Raw genomic sequence first — 19,517 nt, forward strand, 5'->3', positions numbered from 1 at the left:
TTACATGTAATGACAGATCGCCTTCCGCCGCGCCAGAATGAAGCCAACCCCACCGGGGGTGACATCCGAACAGTGCGCGGCAGCTCCGTGATGCGGGCCGCGCAGAGGAGGGCCGGGCGATGAGCTCACCATCAACCAGAGTCCCGACGACGGCAGCCAAGACATCTTGGCTGCCGCTCATCGTGGTCGTCCTGACACAGATCCAGGCGTCGTTCGCCGTCAACACGCTCACCGTCTCGATGCAGGGGATCACGACCGATCTCCATATGGCTGCGACCTCGGTTGGCACGGCGATCACGGCAGGCACCTTCGCGATGGCCGCCTTCATCCTCCTGGGCGCGAAGCTGGGCGCGCGGTTCGGCACCAGGCGCGTCTTCCAGATCGCCGTGGTCATCCACGCCATCGCCATGGCCGTCGTCGCGCTGAGCGTCACCCCGGCGATGCTGTTCATCGCCCAGGCCGTGTCCGGCGCCGTGATCGCACTCATCGCTCCCGCGTTGACGGTCTTCATCGCCACCAACTACAAGCGCGAACAGCAGGCGACGGCGATCGGCCTGCTCGCTGCCGCGATCCCGGCGGCCGGGGTCCTGGCGCTCCTGATCGCCGGCACGTTCGCCTCCACCATTGGCTGGCGCTGGTCGTTCTGGCTCATCGCAGCGCTCGGCGTCGTCAACCTCCTGCTCAGCTTCCGCTTCAAGGCGGTTCCCGCGCAACGCGATCTGGTCATCGACTGGACGGGTGCACTGCTCGCAGCCGCGACGATCATCCTGCTCAGCTTCGGCTTCAGCGGCCTGGAACCGTGGGGCCTCGTGCTCGCGACGGACAACGCGCCGTTCACCATCCTCGGGCTCTCGCCCGCGCCGTTCCTGGTGCTGCTCGGTCTCATCGGCGGCCAGCTCTTCTTCGTCTGGCTCCGCAAGCGCCAGGCGGAGAGGAAGCCGCGTATCTTCGACCTGCGAGTGCTCGCGACGGGCTCCGAGCGCGCCGTCACGATCTGCATGGCCGCAATGCTGTTCGTCGGAACGGCGGCCAACTTCCTCATCCCGCTGTACATCCAGGTGGTGCAGGGCAGGAGCAGTTTCGAGACCTCGATCGCCGTCATCCCGTACACGCTGTCGATCTTCGTCGCGAGCACGTTCGTCGCCACGCTGTACAAGCGCTTCCCGCCGCGAGTCCTCGCCCGCTTCGGATTCGTAGTCGTGGCGGTGGGGCTGATGATCCTCGCGTTCAGCGTCCGCAACGAGTGGGAGCAGTTCGTGGTGGTCGTCGGGTTGATCGTCCTCGGCATCGGCCAGGGCTCGATCGTGGCCCTGGTGTTCAACACGCTGCTCTCCGCCGCTCCGAAGAAGCTCGCCGGCGACGTCGGCGCCTGGCGTGGGCTCGTCCACAACCTCTCCGGCAGTGTCGGCATCGCCGTCGCGAGCGTGTTCGCGGTCGGCATCCTCGGCGGACTCCTCTCCTCCAGCCTCGCCGACCACCCGACGTTGCCGCCTGCGCTGGTGTCCCAGGTCAACCTCGACGACGCCAACTTCGTGACGAACGACCACCTCAAAGGCTTCCTGGAGACCAGCACGGACGCGACACCGGCGCAGATCACCGAGGCCGTCGTCGTCAATGCGGATGCCAGGCTCCGCGCGCTCAACATCTCGCTGCTCGGACTCGCCGGCATCGCGCTGCTCGCGATCATCCCGGCAGGGCGGATGCCAGGGCGCCGCAAGGGAGACCTGCCTGAGCAGCTCGAACCCTCCGATCCTGAGGACGTCCAGGATCCGGACGACCCGATCGCCGAAGAGGGCGACACCGTGACGACCATCGCACTCTCGAAGGGCTGAACCATGACCTCCAGCGCATACAAACTCATTCCGGACACGTTCACTCCGGCACCGTCCGTCATCCCGGAGCGGGTGGTCGACTTCGACGCGGTCGCGGAGTTCTCCGCCGGCCTCGACGCGATCGGCGTCACCGTGGGCGCGACAGGCACGGTGGATGCGGCCCTCGGGCTCGACAGGGACGCCCTGACCCGCGCTGGGTTCACCGGGGCAGAAGGGCAGACGCTCCTCCTGCCGACGGAGTCAGGACCGGTGCTCTACGCCATCGGCATCGGCGACCCGTCGGAGGTCACGTCCGACGTGCTGCGCGATGCCGCAGCGGCCTTCGCACGCGCCGCCGCGTCGTCGGCGCGCATCGGCCTGCGCCTGACCGACGTCGGCGCCGTGCCCGCCGAGCGCGCGGGTCAGGTGGCTGCGGAGGGTGTGCTGCTCGCGCGCTACCGCTACAGCGCGTTGAAGACCGACCCGAAGGTGACGGCGCTCACGGCGGTGGAACTCCTGGTCGACGGCGTCGACGCCTCCGCTGTCACGGCGGGGATCCCGCACGGCGTCGTCAACGCGCGCGGAGCCAACCTCGCCCGCGACCTCGCGAACACCCCTCCAGGACACCTCACCGCGACCGATTTCGGCGACCTGGCCCTGTCGCTCGCCGAACGGTTCGGCATCGAGGTCGAGGTGTTCGACAAGGCGCAGTTGATCGAGCTGCGCGCCGGCGGACTGCTCGGCGTCAACGCCGGCAGCGCAGAGGAACCGCGCATGATCAAGCTGCGCTACACCCCGAACGGCGAGCCGACGGGACACCTCGCCATGGTCGGCAAGGGCATCATGTACGACTCCGGCGGAATCAGCCTCAAGCCGTCCGACCCGATGCACCTGCTGATGAAGATGGACATGGGCGGCGCCGCCGCGATCTTCGGCGCGTTCACGTCGTTCCGCGATCTGGACTGCACGACGACCGTGACCGCGTTCCTGATGTGCACCGACAACATGCCATCCGGCAGCGCGTACAAGCTCGGCGACGTGCTCACCGCCAGGAACGGCACCACCATCGAGGTGAAGAACACGGATGCGGAGGGCCGGCTGGCGATGTGCGACGGCCTCGTCCTCGCCGCGGAAGAGAAGCCGGACGCGATCGTCGACATCGCGACGCTCACCGGGGCGGCGCTCATGGCGCTCGGCCCGATCCGCGCCGCGCTGTTCGGGAACGACCAGGCGTTCGTCGATCAGGCGACCACCGCATCCGGTGCCACCGACGAACGGGTGTGGCAGTTGCCGCTCGAGACGAAGTACCGCAAGGCGCTCGACTCAGACATTGCTGACATCTCCAACCTGGGTGGTCCGTACGCCGGCGCGACGACCGCTGCGCTGTTCCTCAACGAGTTCGTCGACGGACTGCCGTGGGCGCACATCGACATCGCGGGCACCATGCAGTCCGACACGGACGACGCCTGGCGCTCCAAGGGCGCGACCGGCTTCGGCGCGCGCCTCCTCACGGAGCTCGCCCTCCACTTCCGCCCCGTCCGCTGACCGCCCCGCCCCCAAGCAATCGAGCCGGGACTTATGCACGCGACGCCCCGGCGTGTCGCGTGCATAAGTCCCGGCTCGATTTTCAGGGGAGGGGGCGGGACATCTCGAGTTCGAGGGTGGAGCGGTCGAGGGGGTACGGCGCGGTGGCGCCGGTGAGGGTGAAACCGCGGCGGGCGTAGAAGCGCTGCGCGGCGGTGTTGCTCTCGTGCACCTGCAGCAGCAGCCGGTCGCTGCGCGGGAGCGCCCAGGCGATCACCGCATCCAGGAGGGCATCGGCCATTCCGTTCGTGCGACCGCGGAACTCCGGGGTGATGTAGACGCCGACCAGGTGCGGATGCGGCGCACCGGTCGCCTGGAAGCCGCCCATCGTGCCGAGCCACCGCCCGTCGTCGGCGACCGCGGCGAACAGGCGGCTCATCGACGACGGGTTGGCCGCCCTGTTCCTCCAGTGCTCGTCCGGGTGCGTCCTGGCGTGCTCCAGCGTCTCCAGGAACGCGACAGGGGTGTCCTCCAGCATCTCGAACCGGAGGGCGCGGTATGCCCGCCAGTCGGCCTCGACGCTCGCGCGCACCCGCCAGCCGGTCATGCCTGTGCGGTGTCGCCGTTCGCGAGCAGCCGCTCGGTCTCGGCGAGCAGGATGGCCGTGCACAACCCGTCGAGAGCCGTCTCCAGCTCGGCGAGCGGCGGGAAGGTCGGGGCGATCCGGATGTTGGAGTCGCGCGGGTCGTCGCCGTACGGGAACGTCGCGCCGGCCGGGGTCACAGCGATTCCGGCTTCCGCGGCGAGCTGTACGGCACGCTTGGCGCAGCCGTCGAGCACGTCGAGGCTGACGAAGTATCCGCCCTTCGGCGCGGTCCAGGTGCCTGCACCGTACGGCGCGAGACGGGCCTCGAACGCCCGGATGACGGCGGCGAACTTCGGCTCCAGGATGGCGCGGTGCTTCTCCATCTGCGCCGCGAGACCGTCGGCGTCGCGGAGCAGCTGCACGTGGCGCAGCTGGTTGAGCTTGTCGGGGCCGATGCTCTGTGCTGACAGGTTGTGCAGCATCCACTGGACGTTGGCAGGGGAGCCGCCGACGAAGGCGACGCCGGACCCGGGGAAGGTGACCTTGGATGTGGACGCGAAGACCAGCGGACGGTCCGGGTTGCCGGCCTCTGCCGCGAGCGCGAGTACGTCGATCGGCGCAGGACGCTCGTCGGTGAGATGGTGCACGGCGTACGCGTTGTCCCAGAACAGGCGGAAGTCCGGTGCGGCCTTCAGCGAGACGAGGGCACGGACGACGTCCTCCGAGTACACGGCGCCGCTCGGGTTCGAGTACACGGGCACGCACCACATGCCCTTGATGCTGTCGTCGGCGGCGAGCAGGGCGGCGACCGCCTCGATGTCCGGTCCGTCGTCGTTCAGTGGCACGGGGATGAGCCGGATGCCGTAGCGCTCGCAGATGGTGAAGTGCCTGTCGTAGCCGGGCACGGGAGCCAGGAAGCTGATCGGCTGCGCGCCCCACGGACGCTCGCCGCCGGGAACGCCGTGCAGGAGCGCCTGCACGATGGTGTCGTGCATCACCGTGAGGCTGGCGTTTCCGAGGGCGAGGAGCTGTTCGGCCGGAACCTGGACGGCGTCGGCGAAGATCGCGCGGAGCTCAGGCAGACCGGTCGCCCCACCGTAGTTGCGGAGGTCGGTGCCGGCCGCATCCCGGTATGCGCCGTCTGGCAGGTGCAGCAGATCGTTGGAGATGTCGAGCTGCTCGGCGGAGGGCTTGCCGCGGGTGAGGTCGAGCTTCAAACCCGAGGAGCGCAGCGCGTCGTACGCTGCCGAGAACTCGGCGTTGGCCGCGCGGAGCGCGTCGGGGGACAGGTCGGCGAGAGGCGTTGGGGCGGAAGTCACGATCTGATCGTAGCCGCGCCCGAAGTGGCGTGGGAGTGCTCCGCACAGGGTGTGCGAACATCGCAGATGTGTCAGAAGAAACGAAGCGGGTGAAAGGCCGTTCGCGCCTGCGGATGATCGCGGCGTTCCTGGTCGGTGTCATCGTGGCGATCGTCACCGGCCTGCTCGGCGCGTGGCAGTTGGCTGCCATCACCGGCTGGGCGGCGGCGTGCGTCGTCTACATCGTCTGGGTGTGGGCGGTCATCTGGGGGATGGGCGCGGAGGAGACGAGGTCGCATGCGACGAGGGAGGACCCCGGCACGCGGGTCTCCGACCTTCTGCTGCTGATCGCGAGCCTCGTCGCGCTGGTGTCGATCGTGTTCGTCTTGGTCGCAGCACGCCAGCTGCACGGGGCTCCTCAGGCGTGGCTGGCGCTGCTCGCCATCGCATCGGTCGCGCTGTCGTGGACGCTCGTGCACACCATCTACACCCTCCGGTACGCCAGGATGTACTACCACAAGCCGGCCGGTGGCATCGACTTCAACCAGGAGGAGCCGCCGCGCTACAGCGACTTCGCCTACCTCTCGTTCACCCTCGGGATGACGTTCCAGGTGAGCGACACCAATATCGGCAACCCGCACATCCGGCGCGCCATCCTGCGTCACACGCTGCTGTCGTACCTGTTCGGCTCCGTGATCCTGGCGACGACCGTCAACCTGGTGGCCGGGCTCACTTGAGTCGAAGGGCTCGCCTGAGCCGAAGGGCTCGCCTGAGCGGCAGGGCTCACCGCAACCAGTGGATGAAGCGGTACCGCATCCCGTTCGCCGCGGTCTGCCACGGCTCGGCGTCGATGGTCCAGCCGGTCGGGTCGAGCCGGGGAGCGTATGTGTCCCCGACGACCTGCAGATCGATCTCGGTGATCTCGATGCGGTCGGCCTGCGGCACGCAGAGCGCGAACAACTCGGAGCCGCCGATCACCCAGGTCGTCCCGGTGGTGGATGCGGTGAGCGCCTCGTCGAGGCTGTGAGCGACCTCGACGCCCGGCGACGCCCATCCGGTCTGCCGCGTGATCACGATGTTGGCGCGGCCAGGCAGCGGGCGAAACCGCTCAGGCAGCGATTCCCAGGTCTTGCGGCCCATGACGACCGTGTCGTCGCCGGTGAGCTCCTTGAAGTGCTTCAGATCTTCGGGGAGGTGCCACGGCATCGTCCCCCCGGCGCCGATGACGCCGCCGTCCGCCTCGGCCCAGATGAGCCCGAGCGTCATACGGCGACCAGCGCCCGGATCGCCGGGTGGTGCTGGTAGTCCTCGATCACGAAGTCCTCGTAGCGGTAGTCGAAGATGCTCTCCGGCGTGCGCGCGAACCGCAGCGTGGGCGCCGGGTACGGGTCGCGGGAGAGCTGCTCGGTGACCTGTTCGAGGTGGTTGTCGTAGATGTGCACGTCTCCGCCGGTCCAGACGAACTCGCCGGGCTCCAGACCGGTCTGCTGGGCGACCATCAGGGTGAGCAGGGCGTAGCTGGCGATGTTGAACGGGACGCCGAGGAACATGTCGGCGCTGCGCTGATAAAGCTGGCAGGAGAGCTTGCCGTCGGCGACGTAGAACTGGAAGAACGCGTGGCAGGGGGCGAGCGCCATCTGCGGGATGTCGGCGACGTTCCAGGCGGAGACGATGATGCGCCGGGAGTCCGGGTCGCTGCGCAGGGTGTCGATCACCTGGCTGATCTGGTCGATGTGGCTGCCGTCCGGCGCCGGCCAGGAGCGCCACTGCACCCCGTAGACCGGCCCGAGCTCGCCGTTCTCGTCCGCCCACTCGTCCCAGATGGTGACGCCGTTCTCGCGCAGCCAGCCCACGTTGCTGTCGCCGCGCAGGAACCAGAGCAGCTCGTATGCGATGGACTTGAAGTGCACCCGCTTGGTGGTGATCAGCGGGAAGCCGTCGGCGAGGTCGAACCGCAGCTGCCGGCCGAACACGCTGCGCGTTCCCGTTCCGGTGCGGTCGGACTTGTGCGTTCCGGTCTCGAGCACATCGCGCAGGAGGTCTTCGTATGGGGTCGGAATCGTCTCGCTCATCGAGTCGATGGTAGCGCCGATCACGGCGAATGACCGCTGCGAACCGGCTCCGTGACGGTACGCGTCGCTAGGCTTTCTCCATGGACAGCGATGAGGTCGCGGACGACCCGTCCTCGGCCGCTGCCCAGGACCCCGCCGCCCTCACCGACGAGGAGGTCACGGAGCTGGTCGGGCACGACCTGGACGCGCACGACACCCTCGCGGCGATCGAGCACCTCCAGAGCATCCTGGTGGCGCGCGCGACGGCGGCCATCCCGATCCAGAGGGCCAGGGACGTCGAGCAGGAGTCCGCCGCCGCCGAAGAAAGCACGGACGAGGCAGAGTGGTCGGATACCGACGGCGCCCCCACTCAGCTCATCAGCTTCGACGACCTGCCCGTCCCGCGGGTCGACCGTGGCCCGCAGCCCACGTTCAGCGCCTGGATCGCGCCCGCCGCCGCGCATCCGGAGCCTGCGCAGCCTTCGCGTCCGGAGCCATTGGATTTCGTGCCGCCTGAGGTCGCGCCGCGCGACTCCGAGCCGCTGCCCGTCGTCCCGCTCCTTCCGCTCGCCCCACTGCCGGTCGAGCATCCGGATGCACCGAGCGTCGACTCCGTGCCGCTCCCGATCGTGCAGGCAGACGCCCTCGCAGCGCACGACCTCGGCGCGGCCGGCCCGGTCGGCGACGTGATCGACGACGACCTCGCCGACGACGCGGACGACGTGCGGCTGCCGACCGGTTCGCTCGCCGCCCCCATCGCGAGCCAGCGCGTTGCGACGGACGAGCGCATCCTGTTCGACGACGAGCCTGTGCCGGCCCCGCTGCTGGAGGTGGAGGACGCCGACCTGCAGCCGACGCCCGTGCTGCGGAGGGTCGGACGCGCATCCAGGCTGTTCTGGCTGTGGTTCGCCGGGACGTCGTCGCTGATCAGCGTCGGGGTCGGCGCCACGCTGTTCACGCTCGGGCTCAGCCTGCGCCAGATGCTCGTCGCGACCCTTGTCGGCGTCGCCCTGTCGTTCCTTCCGCTCGGCCTCGGCACGCTCGCCGGAAAGTGGAGCGGCCAGCCGACCATGGTGGTCTCCCGGGCCACATTCGGCCTGCGCGGCAACGTGGTGCCGGCGGCGCTCGCGCTGCTGACCAGGCTGTTCTGGGGAGCGGTGCTGCTCTGGCTCGCCGGGGCGGCGGTCGGGGCGCTGTTCACGTCGGAAGGCTGGGCGGGGGACCCGCTGCTTCCGACCACGGCCGGGCTCATCGTCGCCATCGCCATCGCGCTCGCCATCGCGTACTTCGGGTACGCGCTCGTCGCGCTGGTGCAGCTCGTGCTGACGATCGCCTCCGCCGTGCTGATCGTGGTGATGATCGCGGCGACCTGGCGTTTCGTCGACCTTCCGACCGCGCTCGCCGCACCGGATGCGATCTGGTTGCGGGTGATCACCGGCGCCGTGCTCGTCTTCAGCTATCTGGGACTGGCGTGGGCGAACAGCAGCGCGGAGGTCGCCCGCTACCAGCGACCGACATCGTCCGGGGCGACCGGGATGCTCTGGGCGACGTTCGGCGCAGCGCTGCCCCCGTTCATCCTGATCTCGTACGGCGGCCTGCTCGCCGCCTCCAACACGGCGCTCGCCGACGACTTCGCATCCAACCCGGTGAGTGCGTTCGCCCGGCTGGGGCTGCCGGCCTGGTATCCGGTGCCGCTGCTGCTCGGCGTGACACTCAGCCTCGTCTCCGGGCTCGTGCTGAACATCTACTCCGGCGGGTTCACGCTGGAGGCGCTCGGCGCCGGGCTCGGCCGGAGGTGGAGCACGGTCGCGGTCGGCGGGGGGATCGCGCTGGCGGGATTCGTGCTGGCTGCGACGGTGAGCGACTTGTCCAGCGTCGTCCGAAGCCTCCCGGTGACGCTCGCCGTCCCGGTCGCCGCGTGGGCTGGCCTGTTCATCTCCGAGATGATGCTGCGCACAAGGCGCTTCCACCAGCCGTCGCTGCTGAACAGCGGAGGGGCGTATCCGGACTGGCGCTGGACCAACCTCGGGATGCTCGGGGCCGCCACCATCATCGGATTCGGCCTGATCTCGTCCGACCTGCCCTGGTTGCGCTGGGAAGGCTACCTGTTCCGGCTCGCCGGGATCGCGCCGGGCAGCGACATCGGCATGACCGACATCGGGGTGATCGTCGCGCTCGGCATCGGCATCCTGACCCCGATCGTCGCCGGAGTCCCTGCCCTCCGCCGCGAGGAGGAGGCGATAGACACCGCGGCGATCTCCCTCGGCAAGTAGGCTCTATCCCGTGCCGTACACGCTTGCTTCCGTCCGTGAGACCGTCGAGCGGCTCTGGCCGCTCTCCGGGGCTGAGGCCTGGGATGCGCCGGGGCTCGTCGCCGGGGATCCTTCCGCTCCGGTCGAGCGCATCCTGCTCGCCGTCGACGCCGTGCAGGCGACCGTCGAGGAGGCGGTCGACGGGGGAGCCGACCTGCTCATCACCCACCACCCCCTGCTGCTTCGCGGGGTGACGAGTGTGGCCGAGGACCGGTACAAGGGAGCGATCCTCGCCCGTCTGATCAAGGCGGACTGCGCTCTCATCGCCGCCCACACCAACGCCGACGTCGTCGCCGACGGCACCTCCGCCGTCCTCGCCGCCGCCCTCGGACTCACCGATGCCGTGCCGATCGCCCCGTCCGCAGACGGAATCGGCGGTCGCACCGGCATCGGCCGCGTCGGCGCCCTGGCGGAGCCGACCACCCTCGGCGCCCTCGCCCGGCGTCTCGCCGAACTCCTCCCGGCGACCGCGGGCGGCATCCGGGCGGCTGGGGACTATCAGCAGCCCGTCACGACCGTCGCGGTCTGCGGAGGAGCGGGCGACTCGCTGCTCGGCACGGACGCCGTGCGCGGCGCCGACGTCTACATCACCGCCGACCTCCGCCACCACCCGGCCTCGGAAGCGCGCGAACAGGCGGCCATCGGGGGAGGACCCGCCCTCCTCGACGTCTCGCACTGGGCCAGTGAATGGCTCTGGCTCGACATCGCGGCCGACCAGCTCAGGGCCGAGCTGCCCGGCATCGTCGTCGAGGTCAGCGACCTGCGCACCGACCCGTGGGACTTCGCCATCCTGCAGTGACCTCGGTCACCCGAACAGACCATCGGCGCCCCACCTGGGCGCCCGCAGCAGCACAGAGAGAGCGGACCACCGTGAAAGCCAGCCCCACCGACCAGAACGAGCTCCTGCGTCTCCAGACGGCGGACACCCGCCTGAACCAGCTCGATCACACGGCCAAGAAGCTCCCGCAGCTCGCCGAGCTCGCCGCCCTGCAGCCGGAGGTGGAGGCTCTCCGCACCCGCTGGATCGCCCGCACCGGCGAGCTCGAAGACTCCCGCGCCGAACTCAAGCGGGTCGAGTCGGACGTCGCCGTCGTCGAAGCGCGCATGGCCCGTGACAGCGGCCGCCTGCAGCAGACGTCGTCCACGAAAGACGTGCAGGCGCTCGAAGCAGAGCTGACCTCGCTCTCCAAGCGCCGAGACGACCTCGAAGAGATCGAACTGACCGTCATGGAGCGCGTCGAGGAGCAGGAGGAGGCGCTCGCAGCGGTCGAGGCGGACCGCGCAGAGCTGGACGGCCGCGTCCAGGCGCTCGAAGCCGCGAAGGCCGACGAGCTGGCGAAGGTGGAGGCGCAGCGCACGGCCGTCGAGAAGGACAGGGCCGCGATCGCCTCCGCCATCCCCGCCGACCTGGTCGAGCTCTACGAGAAGCAGCGCGCGCGCTACGGCATCGGCGCAGCCCTGCTCGTGCGCGGCGTCTCGATGGGCAGCAACGTGAAGCTCACCGAGTCCGACCTCTCCGTCATCCGCCGCGCCGCCGACGACGAGGTCGTGCTCTGCCCGGACAGCGGCGCCATCCTGATCCGCAACGAGGAGTCCGGCCTCTGAGCCTGCTGAACGTCTGACGGACCGCATCCGCTGCTGCGATAGTGTGGATGCGAATGGGCCGGCAAGACGGTCGCGTCGGTCTGCTTCGGCAGGCCGCCGAGGAACGTCCGGGCTCCACAGAGCAGGGCGGTGGGTAACACCCACCCGGGGCAACCCGCGAGACAGTGCCACAGAGAACAGACCGCCACGCGGCACGATCCCCGGATCGGGTCGCGGGGTAAGGGTGAAACGGTGGGGTAAGAGCCCACCAGCGACCGGGGTGACCCGGCCGGCTCGGTAAACCTCGCCCGGAGCAAGGTCAGACAGGGAACGTTGAGGCTGCTCGCCGAGTTTCCGGGTAGACCGCTAGAGGGCGGCGGCAACGCCGTCCCGAGATAGATGGCCGTCCACGGTGCCTCGCGCACCAGGACAGAACCCGGCGTAACAGCCGGCCCATTCCTCCACACACCAGGGGACGGAGGCGGGGGTGAAGGCGCGGCAGCCGAACGTGAGGCGGATCGCCGAGGTCGCGAGCGCCCTGACGGCGCTCGTCATCGTGCTCATCGCCATCGGATACTGGTTCTGCGTCTGGTTCTTCTTCGCGATGCCGTGGTTCGTGACCCCGCCGGTGGACTCGTTCGAATTCGCCAGGCGCGCCGACACGTACCAGAGCGCCGTCGGCAACCTCGTCTACTGGGTGACCGCCTTCGCCGTCACGCTCGGTCTCGCGCTGCTCATCACGGTGTGCGGCGTGCGGGCGATGCAGATGCTCTGGCAGTGCACTCCGGATGCGCTGATCGTCGACAGGGTGGACGACACCGACCCGGCGACCACTGTCGCCAGGCTCGATTTGAACCGTTCGGGGCTGAACCGTTCGGCTCAGGCGGAGTCCGGCGAGAACCGGTAGCCCATCCCCGGCTCGGTCAGCAGATACTTCGGATGCGCAGGCTCCGGTTCGAGCTTCTTGCGCAGCTGCGCGAGGTAGAGGCGCAGGTAGCCGGTGTCGCTCGTGTACTGCGGACCCCACACCTCGGTGAGCAGCGCCTGCCTGGTCACCAGCCGGCGCGGGTTGCGCACGAGCACTTCCAGGATCGCCCACTCGGTCGGTGTGAGCCGCACCGGCGCCTCGCCGTCGGCGGTGCGCCTGGTCACCTGACGCGCCGCCAGGTCGACCGCGATGTCGCCGAACGTCACGACGGGCTCGTCGGCCGACGGGGTCTGGCGCCGGGTGAGCGCCCTGATGCGCGCGAGCAGCTCGTCGGCGGCGAACGGCTTGGTGACGTAGTCGTCCGCTCCGGCGTCCAGCGCATCCACTTTGTCGGCGGAGTCCGTCCGTCCTGACACCACCAGGATGGGCACGGAGGTCCAGCCGCGCAGCCCCTCGATCACCTCGATGCCGTTCAGTTCGGGCATCCCGAGGTCGAGCATCACGAGGTCGGGGTGGTGCTCGACGGCCTCGCGGAGGGCCTCTGCGCCGTTCCTGGCGATGCTGACCTCGTAGCCGCGGGCGGTCAGCAGGATGCGCAGGGCCCGCAGGATCTGCTGGTCGTCGTCGGCGATGAGGATCCTCACTCCGCGTTCCCTTCCGTGTGTTCGGCGGCGACAGACAACGCGACCACCATCGTCAGTCCACCGCCGGGCGTGTCCTCGGCCTCGAGCGTGCCGTCCATCCCCTCGACGAAGCCCTTCGAGAGCGCGAGGCCCAGCCCGATGCCCGTGTCGTTGTCCGTGTCGCCGAGCCGCTGGAACGGCACGAAGACGGCGTCGCGGCGCTCGCCGGGGATGCCCGGTCCGTGGTCGATCACGCGCACCTGCACGGAGCCGCCGAACTCGCTGGCGGCGATCACCGGGCGCGATCCGGCCGGGCTGAACCGCAGCGCGTTTCCGAGCAGGTTGACGAGCACCCGCTGCAGCAGCACCGCGTCGGCCGCGACCGGCGGCAGGTGCTCCGGCAGGTCGAGGTCGACGTCGGCTGGACCGACGCCCAGTTCGTCGAGCGCTGCGGGGACGATGTCGTCGACATCGGTCGGCGCGAGGGAGACGGCGAGCACACCGGCTTGCACCCGGCTCACGTCGAGCAGGTTGGTGACGAGCTGGGCGAGGCTGCCGAGGCTGTCCTCCGCCGTCTCCAGCAGCGCCTCCCTATCGGCGGGAGCGAGCGTGATGTCCGGCTGCCGGAGGGTGGTGACCGCTGCGGTGGCCGCAGCGAGCGGGCGTCGCAGGTCGTGGCCGACCGCGGCGAGGAGGGCGCTGCGCACCCGGTCGGCCTGCGCGAGCGGGCCGAGCTCGCTGGCCGTCGCCTCCAGGTCGCGGTGTTCGAGGGCGGCGTCGAGCTGGGCGACGATCGCCGCGAGCAGGCGCCGGTCTGCCGCCTCCAGCGTCCTGCCGGAGAGTTCGAGCGTGCCGCGGGTGCCGACCGGGAGGCGCTGGGTGTGCTCGTCGTCGGAGGGCTCGCCGTCGCTGGAGACCACGTCCTCTCCGTCGAGCAGCCGGACCCCGGTCAGCGAGAATGCCTCCCTGGTGCGGGTGACCAGCGCCTGCAGTGCGTTCTCGCCGCGGATGACGCCCCCGGCGACGGTCGCCAGCAGTTCGGCCTCCGCCGCAGCACGGGTGGCGGCCCTGCTCCGCCGGGCGGCCTGGTCGACCACCAGGCTCACCAGGGCTGCGATCACCAGGAAGAGCACGAGGGCCAGCAGATGCAACGGCTCGCTGATCGTGATCGTGTAGAGCGGGGCGACGAAGAAGTAGTCCAGAGTGACGCCGGCCAGCAGGGCGGAGAACAGCGCAGGCCAGATCCCGCCGATCAGCGCCACCACCACCACGAGCAGCTGGTATGCCAGCACATCGCTCGTCATCGAGTCCGGTGATCGCACACTGGTCAGCAGCCAGGTCAGCAAGGGGCCGCCGACGAGCGCGAGCGCGAACCCGTACAGCTGCCGCCTGGCGGTGAGTCCACCCCGGATGCGCGGGAGCGAGAAGCGGGCGCCCGCCTTGGCGTGCGACACGATGTGCACGTCGATGTCGCCGGACTCCCTGATGACGGTCGATCCGATGCCGGGACCGGTCAGCAGGGCGGAGAGCCAACTGCGACGGCTGACGCCGATGACCAGCTGCGTCGCGTTCTCGCCGCGCGCGAACTCGACCAGGGCGCGGGGGATGTCGTCGCCGACGACCTGATGGTAGCTTCCGCCGAGCTGCTCCACCAGGGTGCGCTGTGCCGTCAGTGCTCCGGGGTTCGCTTCGCGGAGGCCGTCTTGGCTTGTCACGTGCACCGCGAGCAGCCCGCCGCCGGCCGTCCGCGCGGCGATCCGCGCGCCGCGGCGCAGCAGGGTGTCGCCCTCCGGCCCTCCGGTGAGGGCGACGACCACGCGCTCTCGCGCCTCCCAGGTGCCCTCGATGCCGTGCTCTGCCCGGTAGCGCTGCAGTGAACTGTCGACCTCGTCGGCCAGCCAGAGCAGGGCGAGCTCGCGGAGCGCCGTGAGGTTGCCGAGGCGGAAGTAGTTGGAGAGCGCGGCGTCGATGCGCGCGGCGGGATACACGACGCCGTCGGCGAGGCGGTCGCGCAGCGCCTGCGGCGCCAGGTCGACGACCTCGATCTGGTCGGCGCGGCGCAGGACCGCATCCGGGATCGTCTCACGCTGCTGGGTGCCGGTGATCTGCTCGACCACGTCGTTCAGCGACTCGATGTGCTGGATGTTCACCGTCGACATCACGTCGATGCCTGCATCGAGGAGCGCATCCACGTCCTGCCAGCGCTTCTCGTGCTCAGAGCCTGGCGCGTTGGTGTGGGCGAGCTCGTCGACCAGCGCGAGCTGGGGTGCGCGGGCGAGGACGGCGTCCAGGTCGAGCTCCGTCAGCTCGATGCCGCGGTGCTCGACCGTCCGGCGGGGCACGACCTCCAGCCCGTCGAGCATCCCGGCTGTCGCGGCGCGGCCGTGGGTCTCGACCACCGCCACCACCACATCGGTGCCGACGGACTGCAGGCGCTTGCCCTCTTCGAGCATGGCGTACGTCTTGCCGACGCCCGGCGCCGCGCCGAGCATCACCCGCAAGCGGCCGCGTGGCATGCCGGCTGGCCTGGCTAGCGACGCGCGGCGAGTGCCGCCGCGCCGAGGATCCCGGCGTTGTTGCGGTGCACGGCCGGCACGATCTCGGTCTTGAGGTCGAGCAGGGGGAGGAAGTCCTTGTAGTTCTTGGACACGCCGCCGCCGACGATGAACAAGTCGGGCGTGAACAGGAACTCGAGGGTCGTGTAATAGGTCTGCAGACGCTTCGCCCACTTCTCCCAGCTGAGGTCCTCGCGCTCCTTCGCCGAGTACGCCGCCTTCGACTCCGCGTCGTGCCCGTCGACCTCGATGTGGCCGAGTTCGGCGTTCGGGATGAGGACGCCGTCGTAGATGAGGGCAGAGCCGATCCCGGTGCCGAGTGTCGTCATGATGACGAGGCCGTCCTTGTCCTTCGCAGCGCCGAACCTGGTCTCCGCGTATCCGGCAGCGTCCGCGTCGTTCACGAAGTGGATGTCGCGGCCGAGCGCCTTCTTCGAACAGGTCCTCCGCGTGCAGGTCGATCCACTTCTTCGACACGTTCGCGGCGGACAGGGTGACCCCGTGGCTGACGATCGCCGGGAAGCAGACGCCGACCGGCGCATCCGGGTCTTCTGCGGCCAGCCGCTCGACGATCTCTTTGGTCGTCTCGACGATGTCGTCCGGCTTGCCGCCGTCCGGGGTGGGCAGCTTGATCCTGTCGCTGATGAGTTCTCCGGTGTCGAGGTCGACCAGACCCCCCTTGATCCCGGTTCCTCCGACGTCGATTCCGATTGCCTGGTTCTTCGAACTCATGGCACGAATCTACCCGTACGGGATGCGCGGCGCGCGTTAGGGAAGCGTGAGGATCTCCGCGCCGCGCTCGGTGACCACCAGCGTGTGCTCGAACTGGGCGGAGACGCGCTTGTCGCGGGTCACTACGGTCCAGTCGTCCTCCCACATGTCCCACTCGTGCGTTCCGAGGGTGAGCATCGGCTCGATGGTGAAGACCATCCCGACCTCTATCACGTCGTCGTGCAGGGGAGCGGAGTCGTAGTGCGGGATGATCAGGCCGGTGTGGAACGCGCTGCCGACGCCGTGCCCGGTGAAGTCGCGCACCACGCCGTAGCCGAACCGCTTGGCGTACGACTCGATGGCACGGCCGATCACGTTGACCTGGCGCCCTGGCGCGACCGCCTTGATGCCGCGGTTCAGAGACTCGCGGGTGCGCTCGACCAGCAAGGCGACCTCCTCCGTGGCGGTTCCGGCGATGAAGGTCTGGTTGCTGTCGCCGTGGAAGCCGTTCTTGTATGCGGTGATGTCGATGTTGACGATGTCGCCGTCCTCGATCACGGTGTCGTCCGGGATCCCGTGGCAGATCACCTCGTTGACCGAGCTGCAGATCGATTTCGGGAAGCCGCGGTAGCCGAGCGTCGACGGGTACGCGCCGTTGGCGATCAGGAACTCGTGCCCGATCACGTCGAGTTCCTCCGTAGTGACGCCGGGCCGCACGCTCTCTCCGACGAGCGCGATGGCCTGCGCGGCGATCCGGCCGGACTCGCGGATCAGCTCGACCTCTTCCGGGGTGTACACGTCTGTGCCGGTGAACGGCGCTGGCGCCTTCTTGCCGACGTACTCCGGCCTGGCGATGCTCGACGGCACGGGACGGACGGGGCTGACGCGGCCCGGAATGAGGTGACCGGCGGAATCCTTGGGCATAGGATCAAGCTTATGACCGGCGAGAATGATCACGGCATCGCACAAGATGCTGAACACAAGTTCTGGTACAACATGAAGACCGGCCAGGTCGAGCAGGGTTTCCTGTCTCCTGCGCCCGACCGTGTCGGCCCGTTCGACACCCATGTCGAGGCCGAGCACGCGCTCGAAAAGCTCCGCGCCAACTCCGCGAAGTGGGCAGAGGAAGACGCCGAAGACCGCTGAGTCGCGCCGCGCTGCGCGACTCGTGCGAAAGGTGCGGTCGTGCGCGCCTGAACCGCACTTTTCGCACGAGTCGTGCGCCGGGTCAGGGCGAGGTCAGAACGTGTTCTCGGGTGCAGGGAACGTGCCGGACTGCACGTCGGCCTTGTAGGCGGTGGCAGCGTCCGTCAGGATGCCCTGCAGGTCGGCGTACTGCTTCACGAAGCTCGGGATGCGCCCGGTGGTGAACCCGGCCCAGTCCGTCCAGACGAGGAGCTGCCCGTCCACATCCGGGCCCGCACCGACGCCGATGGTCGGGATGCGCAGCTCGGCCGTGACCCGCGCTGCGATATCGCCTGGCACCATCTCCATGACCACCGCGAACGCGCCGGCGTCTTCGACAGCGTGAGCGTCGGCGAGCAGCTGCTCTGCGCCCTCTCCCCGGCCCTGGATGATGTGACCGCCGAGACCGTGCTCGCTCTGCGGCGTGAAGCCGATGTGCGCCATGACGGGGATACCGGCATCCACGATGCGGCGGATCTGCTCGGCGCTGCGCACGCCGCCCTCCAGCTTGACCGCGTGCGCACCCGTCTCCTTCATGAAGCGCACAGCCGTGTGCAACGCCTCCAGCGGACCCGTCTCATATGAGCCGAACGGCATGTCGGCGACCACGAACGCACGCTTCACCGCACCGGCCACCGCCCGGGTCAGCGGGATGAGCTCGTCGACCGTTACGGGCAGCGTCGTCTCGTAACCGAGCACGTTGTTGCCGGCGGAGTCGCCGACCAGGAGGAAGTCGATGCCGGCCGCGTCGAAGATCTGGGCGGTCAGCTGGTCGTAGCTGGTGAGGCCGGTGAACTTGGCCCCTTCCTCCTTCGCGATCTGGAAATGTCGCGTCCGCACCCGCTTCAGGGACTGCATCGACGACGTCGTCGGGTGGGTGGACGGCATGGGGGACATGTCAGACATGGCCTCAGTCTAATGAGGCTGACAGACCACCGAACGGGGTGCGTCCGACGCCTGAATTCGGTCATCGGAACCACTAGTCTGGGAAGGCTGACGAAAGGGGCAGGATGGACAAGCAGCGCGACTTCGTTCTTCGCACGATCGAGGAACGTGGCGTCAAGTTCGTGAGGCTGTGGTTCACCGATGTCGTCGGAACTCTCAAGTCCGTCGCCATCGCCCCCGCCGAGGTAGAGGGCGCCTTCACCGAGGGCCTCGGCTTCGACGGGTCGGCGATCGAGGGACTGACGCGCGCCTACGAGTCCGATCTGCTCGCGCTGCCAGACCCCACCACGTTCCAGATCCTTCCGTGGCGTGGCGAGATCGACCCGACCGCCCGGATGTTCTGCGACATCACGACGCCGGACGGCCAGCCGTCGGTGTCCGACCCGCGCAACGTCCTCAAGCGCACGCTCGAGAAGGCGGCCGACCGCGGGTTCACGTTCTACACGCATCCCGAGATCGAGTTCTACCTGCTGAAGTCGTCGGCGTTCGACGAGAACGGCCCGGAGCCGGTCGACTCCGCGGGATACTTCGACAACGTCCCCGGCGGCACCGCCCACGACTTCCGCCGCCGTTCGGTCAGGATGCTCGAAGACCTCGGCATCTCCGTCGAGTTCAGCCACCACGAGGCTGGCCCCGGCCAGAACGAGATCGACCTGCGCTACGCGGACGCCCTCACCACGGCCGACAACATCATGACGTTCCGCACGGTCGTCAAAGAGGTCGCCATCGAGCAGGGCGTCTACGCCACGTTCATGCCGAAGCCGCTCTCCGGCCACCCCGGCTCCGGGATGCACACCCACATGTCGCTCTTCGAGGGAGACACCAACGCGTTCTACGAAGCGGGAGCCGAATACCAGCTCTCCAAGGTCGGCCGTCACTTCATCGCCGGTCTGCTACGCCACGCGCCGGAGATCACGGCCGTGACCAACCAGTTCGTCAACTCCTACAAGCGCCTCTGGGGCGGCGACGAAGCCCCGAGCTTCGTCTGCTGGGGTCACAACAACCGGTCGGCTCTCGTCCGCGTCCCGCTCTACAAGCCCAACAAGGGCCAGAGTTCGCGGGTCGAGTACCGCGCCATCGACTCCGCCGCCAACCCGTACCTCGCGTTCTCGCTCATGCTGGCGGCCGGTCTCAAGGGCATCGAGGAGCAATACGAGCTGCCGCCGGAGGCCGAGAACAACGTGTGGGCGCTCAGCGACGCCGAACGCCGCGCCCTCGGGTACAACCAGCTCCCCGCGAGCCTCGACCACGCCATCTCGCTGATGGAGGACTCGGAGTTGGTGGCCGAGACGCTGGGCGAGCAGGTGTTCAACTACGTGCTGCTGAACAAGCGGCAGGAGTGGTCGGCGTATCGCGCGCAGGTCACGCCGTACGAGCTGCGCACCAACCTCGAGATCCTCTAGG

General features: G+C 69.1%; 17 protein-coding genes, 1 other RNA gene and 1 pseudogene. 10 read left to right on the forward strand and 9 right to left on the reverse strand.

Translation table 11 applies throughout. The features are described 5' to 3' along the window. The first annotated feature begins 119 nt into the window (after nucleotides 1-119). Both AC37TH_RS12245 and AC37TH_RS12250 read left to right on the forward strand, forming a co-directional pair. Nucleotides 120-1,832, forward strand: a complete 1,713-nt coding sequence (locus AC37TH_RS12245) for an MFS transporter (RefSeq protein WP_490764625.1) — start codon at nucleotides 120-122, stop codon at nucleotides 1,830-1,832. Between the two features lie 3 nt (nucleotides 1,833-1,835). After that, entirely contained in the window at nucleotides 1,836-3,356 is a 1,521-nt protein-coding gene (locus AC37TH_RS12250) for a leucyl aminopeptidase (protein WP_490764626.1), read from the forward strand. A gap of 82 nt (nucleotides 3,357-3,438) precedes the next feature. Here the strand turns inward: AC37TH_RS12250 and AC37TH_RS12255 are convergent, their stop codons facing one another. After that, on the reverse strand, nucleotides 3,439-3,942 hold the full coding sequence (locus AC37TH_RS12255; protein ID WP_490764627.1) for a GNAT family N-acetyltransferase: 504 nt from the start codon (nucleotides 3,940-3,942) through the stop codon (nucleotides 3,439-3,441). Next, a complete protein-coding gene (locus AC37TH_RS12260) occupies nucleotides 3,939-5,240 on the reverse strand; it encodes an aspartate aminotransferase type Ic (protein WP_490764628.1) in 1,302 nt (433 codons plus the stop codon). The genes AC37TH_RS12255 and AC37TH_RS12260 overlap by 4 nt, the downstream gene beginning before the upstream one ends. Before the next feature lie 68 nt (nucleotides 5,241-5,308). Between AC37TH_RS12260 and AC37TH_RS12265 the strand changes: the two genes are divergently transcribed. Continuing rightward, nucleotides 5,309-5,956 (forward strand): DUF1345 domain-containing protein, encoded by a 648-nt coding sequence (locus AC37TH_RS12265; RefSeq protein ID WP_490764629.1) that lies wholly within the window; start codon nucleotides 5,309-5,311, stop codon nucleotides 5,954-5,956. A 46-nt stretch (nucleotides 5,957-6,002) separates the two neighbouring features. Here AC37TH_RS12265 and AC37TH_RS12270 read toward each other — a convergent pair whose 3' ends face one another. Both AC37TH_RS12270 and AC37TH_RS12275 read right to left on the reverse strand, forming a co-directional pair. Beyond that, nucleotides 6,003-6,485, reverse strand: coding sequence for a dihydrofolate reductase (locus AC37TH_RS12270; protein ID WP_490764630.1), 483 nt, complete (start codon nucleotides 6,483-6,485; stop codon nucleotides 6,003-6,005). After that, complete coding sequence (locus AC37TH_RS12275) at nucleotides 6,482-7,291, reverse strand: thymidylate synthase (RefSeq protein WP_490764631.1); 810 nt, start codon at nucleotides 7,289-7,291, stop codon at nucleotides 6,482-6,484. The genes AC37TH_RS12270 and AC37TH_RS12275 overlap by 4 nt, the downstream gene beginning before the upstream one ends. A gap of 80 nt (nucleotides 7,292-7,371) precedes the next feature. On the opposite strand from AC37TH_RS12275, the gene AC37TH_RS12280 reads away from it, so the two are divergent. The 5 genes from AC37TH_RS12280 (at nucleotide 7,372) to AC37TH_RS12300 (ending at nucleotide 12,073) form a co-directional block, all read left to right on the forward strand. Further along, the gene (locus tag AC37TH_RS12280) at nucleotides 7,372-9,543 is read left to right on the forward strand and encodes a purine-cytosine permease family protein (protein ID WP_490764632.1); all 2,172 of its coding nucleotides are present in this window, start codon (nucleotides 7,372-7,374) and stop codon (nucleotides 9,541-9,543) included. 10 nt (nucleotides 9,544-9,553) lie between these two features. Beyond that, entirely contained in the window at nucleotides 9,554-10,381 is an 828-nt protein-coding gene (locus AC37TH_RS12285) for a Nif3-like dinuclear metal center hexameric protein (protein WP_490764633.1), read from the forward strand. A 71-nt stretch (nucleotides 10,382-10,452) separates the two neighbouring features. Further along, nucleotides 10,453-11,187: a zinc ribbon domain-containing protein gene (locus AC37TH_RS12290; RefSeq protein ID WP_490764634.1), complete on the forward strand. Its 735-nt coding sequence runs from the start codon at nucleotides 10,453-10,455 to the stop codon at nucleotides 11,185-11,187. A gap of 54 nt (nucleotides 11,188-11,241) precedes the next feature. After that, an RNA gene (gene rnpB / locus AC37TH_RS12295) (RNase P RNA component class A) lies at nucleotides 11,242-11,626 on the forward strand. A gap of 27 nt (nucleotides 11,627-11,653) precedes the next feature. After that, nucleotides 11,654-12,073 carry a hypothetical protein gene (locus AC37TH_RS12300; protein ID WP_490764635.1) on the forward strand — a complete coding sequence of 140 codons (420 nt, stop codon included), beginning with the start codon at nucleotides 11,654-11,656 and terminating at the stop codon, nucleotides 12,071-12,073. Here the strand turns inward: AC37TH_RS12300 and AC37TH_RS12305 are convergent. The 4 genes and pseudogenes from AC37TH_RS12305 to map form a co-directional block, all read right to left on the reverse strand. Beyond that, nucleotides 12,046-12,738, reverse strand: coding sequence for a response regulator (locus tag AC37TH_RS12305; RefSeq protein ID WP_490764636.1), 693 nt, complete (start codon nucleotides 12,736-12,738; stop codon nucleotides 12,046-12,048). The two genes, AC37TH_RS12300 and AC37TH_RS12305, sit on opposite strands and share 28 nt — an antisense overlap. Beyond that, nucleotides 12,735-15,233: a DUF4118 domain-containing protein gene (locus tag AC37TH_RS12310; RefSeq protein ID WP_490764637.1), complete on the reverse strand. Its 2,499-nt coding sequence runs from the start codon at nucleotides 15,231-15,233 to the stop codon at nucleotides 12,735-12,737. The genes AC37TH_RS12305 and AC37TH_RS12310 overlap by 4 nt, the downstream gene beginning before the upstream one ends. 14 nt (nucleotides 15,234-15,247) lie before the next feature. Continuing rightward, nucleotides 15,248-16,004: pseudogene (gene ppgK / locus AC37TH_RS12315) on the reverse strand (polyphosphate--glucose phosphotransferase). A 36-nt stretch (nucleotides 16,005-16,040) separates the two neighbouring features. Beyond that, the gene (gene map, locus AC37TH_RS12320; RefSeq protein ID WP_490764638.1) at nucleotides 16,041-16,907 is read right to left on the reverse strand and encodes a type I methionyl aminopeptidase; all 867 of its coding nucleotides are present in this window, start codon (nucleotides 16,905-16,907) and stop codon (nucleotides 16,041-16,043) included. Between the two features lie 12 nt (nucleotides 16,908-16,919). On the opposite strand from map, the gene AC37TH_RS12325 reads away from it, so the two are divergent. After that, nucleotides 16,920-17,129, forward strand: a complete 210-nt coding sequence (locus tag AC37TH_RS12325; protein ID WP_490764639.1) for an SPOR domain-containing protein — start codon at nucleotides 16,920-16,922, stop codon at nucleotides 17,127-17,129. A 93-nt stretch (nucleotides 17,130-17,222) separates the two neighbouring features. On the opposite strand, the gene panB is transcribed toward AC37TH_RS12325, so the two are convergent. Continuing rightward, nucleotides 17,223-18,074 (reverse strand): 3-methyl-2-oxobutanoate hydroxymethyltransferase, encoded by an 852-nt coding sequence (gene panB / locus AC37TH_RS12330; protein WP_490764640.1) that lies wholly within the window; start codon nucleotides 18,072-18,074, stop codon nucleotides 17,223-17,225. Nucleotides 18,075-18,178: 104 nt separating this feature from the next. Between panB and glnA the strand changes: the two genes are divergently transcribed. Then, on the forward strand, nucleotides 18,179-19,516 hold the full coding sequence (gene glnA / locus AC37TH_RS12335) for a type I glutamate--ammonia ligase (RefSeq protein ID WP_490764641.1): 1,338 nt from the start codon (nucleotides 18,179-18,181) through the stop codon (nucleotides 19,514-19,516). Nucleotide 19,517: the final 1 nt, after the last annotated feature.

The sequence above is a fragment of the Leifsonia sp. McL0627 genome, assembly GCF_058244615.1.